Here is an 8,034-nt window from a genome sequence, read left to right on the forward strand (position 1 = left end):
TGTGGGAAGCCCAGTTCGGCGATTTCGCCAACAATGCCCAAGTCATCATCGACCAGTTCATCGCCTCCGGCGAAATGAAATGGCTGAGGATGTGCGGCCTCGTGATGCTGCTGCCGCACGGCTATGAGGGCCAGGGGCCCGAGCAATCCTCGGCGCGGCTGGAGCGCTATCTGCAGCTCTCGGCCCAGGACAATTGGCAGGTCTGCTATCCGACCACGCCCGCCAACTACTTCCATGTCCTGCGCCGCCAGATGCTGCGCAATTTCAGGAAGCCCCTGATCCTGATGACGCCGAAATCGCTGCTCCGTCACAAGCGCTGCGTTTCGTTCCTCAGCGATCTCGAACCCGGCACCTCGTTCCACCGCGTCTTCCGCGATCAGGCCGAATGCGTGCCCGGCGCCACCACTGTCGAACTGGCGCCCGACGACGACATCCGCCGCGTCATCCTTTGCACCGGCAAGGTCTATTTCGACCTGATGGAAGCGCGCGAAAAGCACAACGAGCCGCACGTCCAGATGCTGCGGCTGGAACAGCTCTATCCGTTCCCGGAAGGCCCCTTGGGCCAGGAGCTGGAGCGCTTCCCCAATGCCGAAATCGTCTGGGTCCAGGAAGAGCCGCGCAATCAGGGCGCCTGGACTTTCGTGCGCCAGCGAATCGAGTACCTTATGGAGAAGCTGGGGCGGCGCGTGCGGCCGCGCTTCATCGGGCGTCCGGACTATGCCTCCACGGCTGTCGGTTTGATGAGCCAGCACACCGCCGAACTGCATTACATCACGGACGAGGCGATGCGGTTCGACCTCAAGATCCGTACCGAGGACGATCAATGAGCATCGAGATCAAAGTACCGGCGATGGGTGAATCCGTCACCGAGGCCACTGTCGCGCGCTGGTTCAAGAAGGAAGGCGACGCGGTTACCCGCGACGAGCCGCTGCTCGAACTCGAAACCGACAAGGTCACGGTGGAAGTGCCGGCGCCCGCCGATGGCGCCCTGGAAACCATCACCGTCAAGCCGGGCGATACGGTGCAGGTCGGCGCCACGCTGGGCGCGATTGCCGAAGGCGCTGAAGGCCGCCACGCGCCGGTGACCTCGTCCAATCCCGACGCGGTTTCGCCGCAGAAAACCGCAGCGCCGAAGGAAGCCCTGAAAGCGCCGGTCACCGCCCCGCCGGCGCCGACGCCGGTTCCCGCCAAGCCCGCACCGGCCGCGATGCCCGCGGCGCGCCGCGTCGCTGAAGACAACGCGATCGATACCGCCAGCCTCACCGGCACCGGCAGGGATGGCCGCGTCACCAAGGGCGACGTGCTCGCCGAGTTGCAAGCCCGGGCCCAGGAACGTGTGGCCACCCCGGCCGCGCCCGTCGCCAGCGGCCCGCGCGCCCGCGCCAGCGAGGAAGAGCGCGTGACCATGACGCGCCTGCGCAAAACCATCGCCCTGCGCCTCAAGGAATCGCAGAACACCGCCGCCCAGCTCACCACCTTCAACGAGATCGACATGAGCCATGTCATGGCGCTCCGGTCTCAGTACAAGGACAGTTTCGAGAAGAAGCACAAGGTCAAGCTCGGCTTCATGGGCTTTTTCGTGAAGGCGTGCGTCGCGGCGCTGAGGGACATCCCCAATCTCAATGCCGAGATCGAAGGCGACGACATCGTCTACAAGAATTATTTCGACATCGGCGTCGCGGTGTCGACCGAGCGCGGCCTGGTGGTGCCGGTGCTGCGCGATGCCGATACGCTGTCGCTGGCCGGCGTCGAAGGCAAGATCGGCGATTTCGGCGCGCGCGCCCGCGACAACAAGCTGAAGATCGACGAGCTGCAAGGCGGTTCGTTCTCCATCACCAACGGCGGCGTGTTCGGCTCTCTGATGTCGACGCCGATCCTGAATTCGCCGCAGTCCGGCATTCTCGGCATGCACAAGATCCAGCCGCGCCCGGTGGCCGACGGCGACAAGATCGTCATCCGCCCGATGATGTACGTCGCCCTCAGCTACGATCACCGCATCGTCGACGGCAAGGACGCTGTGACATTCCTCGTCAAGGTGAAGGACGCGATCGAAGACCCGCAGCGTCTGCTGCTGGAAATCTAGGTTTCCCGTAGAAGGTGCGGTGTTTTGTCAGGTCGTGCCCGCGAGAGCTCGAACCCTACTATCGGTTAGTGATGCGCCGTATTCCCAGTCGCGCTGTCTGGGAATGCTCGTTGGGGGCTGGCGCTGAAGGGGGTAGGACATGTCGCAGCACAACACCAGTGATCTCATCCGCGCGCAGGTTGCTCTGTCGAACAAGAAGAGCATGGGCGCGGCGCTCGCCCTGACGTTCTTCTTCGGTCCGCTCGGTCTGTTTTACGCCAGTGTCATCGGCGGCATCGTCATGCTGATCGTGACGATCGTCGTAGCGATCTTCACGTTAGGCATCGGTCTGCTGATCACGCAGCCCATCTGCTTGATCTGGGCCGGCCTCGCGGTCAGCGGCCAGAACAGCAAGATCGACGCCGCCGTGGTCGGCGCCACCGTCCAGCGCGACGCGACCCCGCCGACGGCCTGAGGCAATTTCGGTTTCGAAGCCGATGCGGCTGCCACCCCGGGCGGCCGCTGTAGTATGCCTGAATGGCAACTACGGCAGCCAGTGTTTGAGACCGATTTGGGTCAGGGCGGCGACCAAAAGGCCCCATCCGAAACTCAGGAACGTGCCGATAATCACGTATTCGGTCAGTTTGCGCTGGTGGGAGTCCTTGACGTCGCCGAAGCGCAAAATTGACTTGGCGGTGATCAGGAATCCGACGCCGGCGGGTTGATTGATGAGGACCATGAGCAGCACTAGCGCCCGTTCCAGGACACCGATATACGATCCACCGTGATGTAGGCCTTCGATCTCGGGGCCGATCTGATCGAGGAACGGCTGGGTCGCCTTTTTGATGATGATTGCCCCGGTTTGCAGGCTGAGAATGAGCCCGGCGATCAGACACATTGCGGCTTGAAAATTCTGCAACCAATCGGACGACAATCGGGACCAGAGGCCGCCCGCGAAGGTGTCGGCATACAGCGCCGCAAGACCGCCGATAACGATCAGATGGACGACTTGGTCGGCAAAGAAACTCGCCAGCGTGTCCTTCATGGCGTGCACCTTGACCGCGTCCATGGTCAGGTGTGTGACCGCGAGGATCGCCAGCAGCGACAGCGGCGCCGCGCCGAGCAACGCCGCCGTAACGAGCGTCACGATTGCGATATGCAGCAGCAGAACGAGCGGGTTTCTCTTGTGCGTCAGAAGCCAGTCGCTCTGCAGCGGGAAGTCCGCGATCAGATGGGCGGTGATGAGCGCGAGAACGGTGTCAAGCATCACGCCGCTCCTTCCGGTCCAGCGAGACGTTGCCAGTTGGTGGCGTGAAACAGCGCCATGGCCTCGTACAGCGGCTGCAAGTTGGCGCTGGTGAGAATATCGCCGACCGACTGTTTGGCAATGGGGGGAGCCAATCTGCTCGCGATGGTGTCATAGGTCGGATCGGGAAGAGATAGCCATAGGCCCATTAATTCGCACTGACGCCGGGTCCATCCCCGCATAAGACCGCTGCATAGGTGCAATAGACCGGGGAACCACTGGGCCGGTGCCCCCGCACGCTCCGGCAATGCGCCAGTCAGGCGAAAGATGCTGGGCATGTCTGCGAGCGCGCGCCCGGACAGAGTGAATGCCTCTCCGGTGGAAACGGCGACCGTTCGTTCCAGCCCCTCGACCGTACCGATGCCGATGGCGGCGCGCGTTTGCGTGTTTGCCTTGCTTATCAGGCTGGCCTGGATGAGAAGCGCAAGGCGCAAGGCGTTTTCTGGATTTCCGAGCAGGACCTGCCAAGAGTCACCTTGGAAGAACTCCGCACCCCGAGTAATTGGGTCATTGCGAACAATGAATTCCCGAACCGCTTCGCTGATCGCCGTGCGGACGTTTTTCATCTCGGCGCGCGACCGCTTTGTCGAGCCGACGATGTCGCCGGTGATGACGGCGTAGACCTTTTTGTCGGTGGCTGGCATGGCCTGTCAGGCGAAAATGCCTGATATTTATAAATCAGGCGAAAATGCCTGTCAAACTACCCCACCCGCTTATCCAGCATTTCGAGCTTGGCGAGTTCGACGTGGGCGCGAAGTTCGATTTCGTCGAGGACGCTTTGCAGGCGCGGATCGGCGAAGGTGTCGTGGCGGCGGGTGACGGCATTGGCGAGGCGGTTGAGGGTCGCGCGGGGAATGCCGCCCGCAAGCAACCCATCGCGGACCTGATCGAGCATGTCGAGCAGCTGCTCGCCGTGCTTCAGGCCCTTCGACCGGCCATCGGTGGAATCGTCCATGCCTTGCAGGGCGAGGATGGAATCGAGCGCCGCGATCGGGCCTGGACCGGCGACGACGCTGGCATGCGGCTCTTCCGGCGCACTCGACACCGTGAAGGTGCTGCCGCCCCCGGCGGACGCGGTTTTGCCGCCCCGGCGGATACCGCTGGTGCGATCGACTTTGCCCGGACCGTTGACTTCCATAGCCATCTCGCCTTCTGCGACATCTGAGCATCGCAGAGTCTGGTTAAGGGTTCGTTGCGGAAAACAACCGGCCGGACGCGGCCCCTTACGCGCGGTGGTAGGGATGGCCGGCCAAAATCGTCAGGGCGCGATAAACCTGCTCGGCCAGCATGGCGCGGACCAGCAAGTGCGGCCAGGTCTGGGGCCCGAAGGCAAGGCTGCGCCCGGCGCGCTTGCCCGGCAGCGGCGCCAGCCCGTCCGGGCCGCCAACCACGAACACCAAATCCTTGGTGCCGGCATCGCGCAAGGCTCCCAGCATCTCGGCGAAGTCCTCGCTGGTCATGCCTTTGCCCTTGGCGTCCAGAAGTACGATGTGGGCGCCGACCGGGATGCGATCCGACAGCTTCTCGGCCTCTTCGGCCATCCGCGTCTTGACATCGCGCGCCTTCGACACCGAGACCTCTTCCACCGTCACGGCGGGAATGCCCATGTTGCGCCCCATCACGGCGGCGCGATGGACATAGTCCTCGATCAGCGCCCCTTCCGAGGTGCCGCGCGCGAACCCGACAGTGAGAAGCGTCAGCCGCATCAGCGAGCCTTGGACCGCTTGGGCTCGTCGACGCTCCACATGCCTTCAAGGTCGTAATAGGCGCGCACTTCCGGGCGGAAGATGTGCACGATCACGTCGCCGGCATCGACCAGTGCCCAGTCGCCCTGACCGGTGCCGTTCATCGGCCGGGTGCCGTAGCCGGCTTCCTTGAGGCGGCGCGCCAGATGCTCGGCAATCGAGGCGACATGGCGCGACGAACGCCCGCTCGCCACCACGATGGCATCGCACAGACTGGAGCGGCCCGAGAGGTTGATCGAGATGATTTCCTCGGCCTTGTCGTCATCGAGCGAGGCAAGGATGCGCGCCAGCACTTCCGGCTGTTCGGCTTGCGCCTCGATCTTCTTGACCGCCGGCTTCTTGACGGTCTTTTTTACGGCCTTCTTGACGGTTTTCTTTGCCGCCGTTTTGACCGTCTTCTTGACGGTCTTCTTGGCTGCCGTCGTTTTTGCGGCGGACTTTTTCGCGGCCGGCTTTTTGGCAGGCGCCTTCTTGGTAACCAGGGTCGTTCTCCGTTGCGGGTCGCGCTTGAGTTGAGAGCGCGGGAGGCCTGTGTATCACGCCCCTGCGGCCGCCGCCAACCGCGCCCGAATCGCCGTGGCGCTGATCTCGTTGCGGCGCCCGTCGATGACGACGAAGCCGCCGGGCAGGGCGTTGATCGCCTTGGCCTGCAACGGCGCCAGCGTCGAGCCGGGGCGCAGCACCACCGCCGCCGGCACCAGGGCGACGATCTCGTGCCAGCGCCGCCAGCGGTGAAACTGCAGGAGATTGTCGCTGCCCATCAGCCAGACGAATTCCACGCCGGCAAAGCGCGCCTTAAGCTGGCGGATGGTGTCGATCGTGTAGCGGCTGGCGATGCCGCGCTCGATGTCGGTGACGATCAAGCGGCGGTTGCGGCCGGCGAGCCGTCGCGCCGCGGCCAGGCGGTGTTCGAGCGCCATCATGCCGTTGGCGGACTTCAGCGGATTCTGCGGCGCCACCAGGAACCAGACGTAATCGAGCCCGAGGCGCCGAATCGCGGTTTCGGCGACGTGCAGGTGGCCTGCATGCGCCGGATTGAACGAGCCGCCGAGAAGGCCGATGCGAAGGCCTGCTGCAACCGGTCCGGGCGGGCGCAGAAAGTTCATCGCTCACCTTCCCATTGAGGGAGGACTATCGCCATTTCATCCTCTGTGTCATGGCCCGCCACTGCGGGCCATCCAGTTTTCGCCGCACAATGGCGTCTGGAATTACCGGATTTACGCGTCCACATCTGAGCACCACCACCTCGGCGGCCCGCAGTGGCGGGCCATGACACCGTGAAGCGGTCAAAGTTTCAGGCGCGTATCTGGCCATTTCCTCTGACGACGTATTTGAAGGTCGTGAGCTGTTCGACCCCGACGGGGCCGCGGGCGTGCAGCTTGCCGGTGCCGATGCCGATCTCAGCGCCCATGCCGAACTCGCCGCCGTCGGCGAACTGGGTGGACGCGTTCCAGATCACGATGGCGCTGTCGATGCCGTCGAGAAACCGCTCCGCCGCCAGCACGTCCTCGGTGACGATGGCTTCGGTGTGATGGCTGCCATAGGTTTCGATATGGGCGATGGCGGCTTCGACATCGTCGACCATCTTCACGGCGATGATCGCGTCAAGATATTCGGTCCGCCAATCGTCTTCGGTCGCCTGCTGCGCGGCGGGATAGATTTCCCACACCGCATCATCGGCGCGGATTTCGCAGCCTTTGGCGGCGAGGTCGTCGAGGATCTGCACCACCAGCGCCTTGTCGAGACCGCGATCGATCAGCAGCGTTTCGGTGGCGCCGCAGATGCCGGTGCGCCGCATCTTGGCGTTGACGGTGATCGCCCGCGCCTTGTCGGGATCGGCGTCGGCATGGATGTAGGTGTGGCAGATGCCTTCCAGGTGCGCCAGCACCGGCACGCGGGCTTCGTTCTGCACCCGGGCGACCAGGCTTTTGCCGCCGCGCGGAATGATGAGGTCTACCGCGCCGCTGAGACCCTTCAACAATTCGCCGACGGCGGCGCGGTCGGTGGTCGGAACCAGCTGGATGATTTCGGCCGGCAGGTTCGCCTCGGCAAGGCCTTCGCGCAGCGCCGCCAGGATCGCCGCGGCCGATTGGGCGCTTTCCGAGCCGCCGCGCAGGATCACCGCATTGCCCGACTTCAGGCACAGCGCCGCGGCGTCGGCAGTAACGTTAGGACGGCTCTCATAGATGATGGCGATGACGCCGATCGGCGTGGCGACGCGGGCGATGTCGAGGCCGTTGGGCCGCGCCCAGCGCGCCAGCTCCTTGCCGACCGGATCGGCAAGGCCGGCAATCGCTTCCACGCCGCCAGCCATCGCTTCGACGCGGGCCGCGTTGAGCATCAGGCGGTCGAGCATGGCGGCGGAAAGATGATCGCGCGCCGCTTCCATGTCCTCGGCGTTGGCGGCGAGGATTTCGTCCTTACGAGCGCGCAATGCGGCGGCAGCGGCGAGGAGGGCGGCATTCTTGGCTTCGGTGGAGGCTTCGCGGATGGCGCGCGCGGCGGTGCGGGCGGCGGCGCCGAGGGCATTCATCTGGGCCGAAAGGTCGTCGCTCATGCGTCCACCGTTAAGGTCAGGTCGTCGCGATGGATCATCTCATCGCGGCCACGATAGCCGAGAATGGCCTCGATCTCGAGGCTGCGCTTGCCGGCAATGCGCTCGGCATCGCTGGCGTTGTAGGCAACGAGGCCGCGGGCGATCTCGCGTCCGGCCTTGTCGACCACGCTGACAGGATCGCCGCGTTCGAAGCGTCCGTCGATCTGGCGGATGCCGATGGGGAGCAGGCTCGAACCTGTCAGCAGCGCCTTGACCGCGCCGTCATCGATGATCAGCGCGCCTTGGGGATGCAGCACGCCACCGATCCAGCGCTTGCGCGCCGCGGCCGGGGTATCGCAAGCGAAGAAGCGGGTAGAACGTGCGG

General features: G+C 64.4%; 11 protein-coding genes and 1 pseudogene. 4 read left to right on the forward strand and 8 right to left on the reverse strand.

Annotation, left to right across the window (positions count from 1 at the left end; genetic code table 11):
* The 3 genes and pseudogenes from sucA to AC1P6P_RS09705 form a co-directional block, all read left to right on the forward strand.
* Positions 1–827: pseudogene (sucA, locus tag AC1P6P_RS09695) on the forward strand (2-oxoglutarate dehydrogenase E1 component); the annotation flags it as partial.
* Positions 824–2,083 (forward strand): 2-oxoglutarate dehydrogenase complex dihydrolipoyllysine-residue succinyltransferase, encoded by a 1,260-nt coding sequence (odhB, locus tag AC1P6P_RS09700; protein ID WP_481402237.1) that lies wholly within the window; start codon positions 824–826, stop codon positions 2,081–2,083. The pseudogene sucA and the gene odhB, both read left to right, overlap by 4 nt.
* A gap of 139 nt (positions 2,084–2,222) precedes the next feature.
* Positions 2,223–2,537, forward strand: a complete 315-nt coding sequence (locus tag AC1P6P_RS09705; protein WP_481402238.1) for a hypothetical protein — start codon at positions 2,223–2,225, stop codon at positions 2,535–2,537.
* Positions 2,538–2,606: 69 nt separating this feature from the next.
* Here AC1P6P_RS09705 and AC1P6P_RS09710 read toward each other — a convergent pair whose 3' ends face one another.
* From AC1P6P_RS09710 to rsfS, 5 genes are all read right to left on the reverse strand, one after another.
* Positions 2,607–3,329 carry a DUF3307 domain-containing protein gene (locus tag AC1P6P_RS09710; protein ID WP_481402239.1) on the reverse strand — a complete coding sequence of 241 codons (723 nt, stop codon included), beginning with the start codon at positions 3,327–3,329 and terminating at the stop codon, positions 2,607–2,609.
* Positions 3,329–4,012: a hypothetical protein gene (locus AC1P6P_RS09715; protein WP_481402240.1), complete on the reverse strand. Its 684-nt coding sequence runs from the start codon at positions 4,010–4,012 to the stop codon at positions 3,329–3,331. The genes AC1P6P_RS09710 and AC1P6P_RS09715 overlap by 1 nt, the downstream gene beginning before the upstream one ends.
* Before the next feature lie 56 nt (positions 4,013–4,068).
* Positions 4,069–4,512, reverse strand: coding sequence for a flagellar assembly protein FliX (locus AC1P6P_RS09720; RefSeq protein WP_481402241.1), 444 nt, complete (start codon positions 4,510–4,512; stop codon positions 4,069–4,071).
* A 79-nt stretch (positions 4,513–4,591) separates the two neighbouring features.
* Positions 4,592–5,074, reverse strand: a complete 483-nt coding sequence (gene rlmH, locus AC1P6P_RS09725) for a 23S rRNA (pseudouridine(1915)-N(3))-methyltransferase RlmH (protein WP_481402242.1) — start codon at positions 5,072–5,074, stop codon at positions 4,592–4,594.
* Positions 5,074–5,406 carry a ribosome silencing factor gene (gene rsfS / locus AC1P6P_RS09730; protein WP_481402243.1) on the reverse strand — a complete coding sequence of 111 codons (333 nt, stop codon included), beginning with the start codon at positions 5,404–5,406 and terminating at the stop codon, positions 5,074–5,076. Before rsfS ends, rlmH begins: the two co-directional genes overlap by 1 nt.
* On the opposite strand from rsfS, the gene AC1P6P_RS09735 reads away from it, so the two are divergent.
* Entirely contained in the window at positions 5,393–5,629 is a 237-nt protein-coding gene (locus AC1P6P_RS09735; RefSeq protein ID WP_481402244.1) for a hypothetical protein, read from the forward strand. The genes rsfS and AC1P6P_RS09735 overlap by 14 nt on opposite strands.
* Positions 5,630–5,649: 20 nt before the next feature.
* Here AC1P6P_RS09735 and nadD read toward each other — a convergent pair whose 3' ends face one another.
* From nadD to AC1P6P_RS09750, 3 genes are all read right to left on the reverse strand, one after another.
* Entirely contained in the window at positions 5,650–6,219 is a 570-nt protein-coding gene (gene nadD / locus AC1P6P_RS09740) for a nicotinate (nicotinamide) nucleotide adenylyltransferase (protein WP_481402245.1), read from the reverse strand.
* 188 nt (positions 6,220–6,407) lie between these two features.
* Positions 6,408–7,670, reverse strand: coding sequence for a glutamate-5-semialdehyde dehydrogenase (locus AC1P6P_RS09745; RefSeq protein ID WP_481402246.1), 1,263 nt, complete (start codon positions 7,668–7,670; stop codon positions 6,408–6,410).
* The coding region (locus AC1P6P_RS09750) for a PUA domain-containing protein (protein ID WP_481402247.1) at positions 7,667–8,034 on the reverse strand (368 nt) is incomplete at its 5' end. The genes AC1P6P_RS09750 and AC1P6P_RS09745, both read right to left, overlap by 4 nt.

It is taken from the genome of Rhizomicrobium sp. (assembly GCF_056722145.1).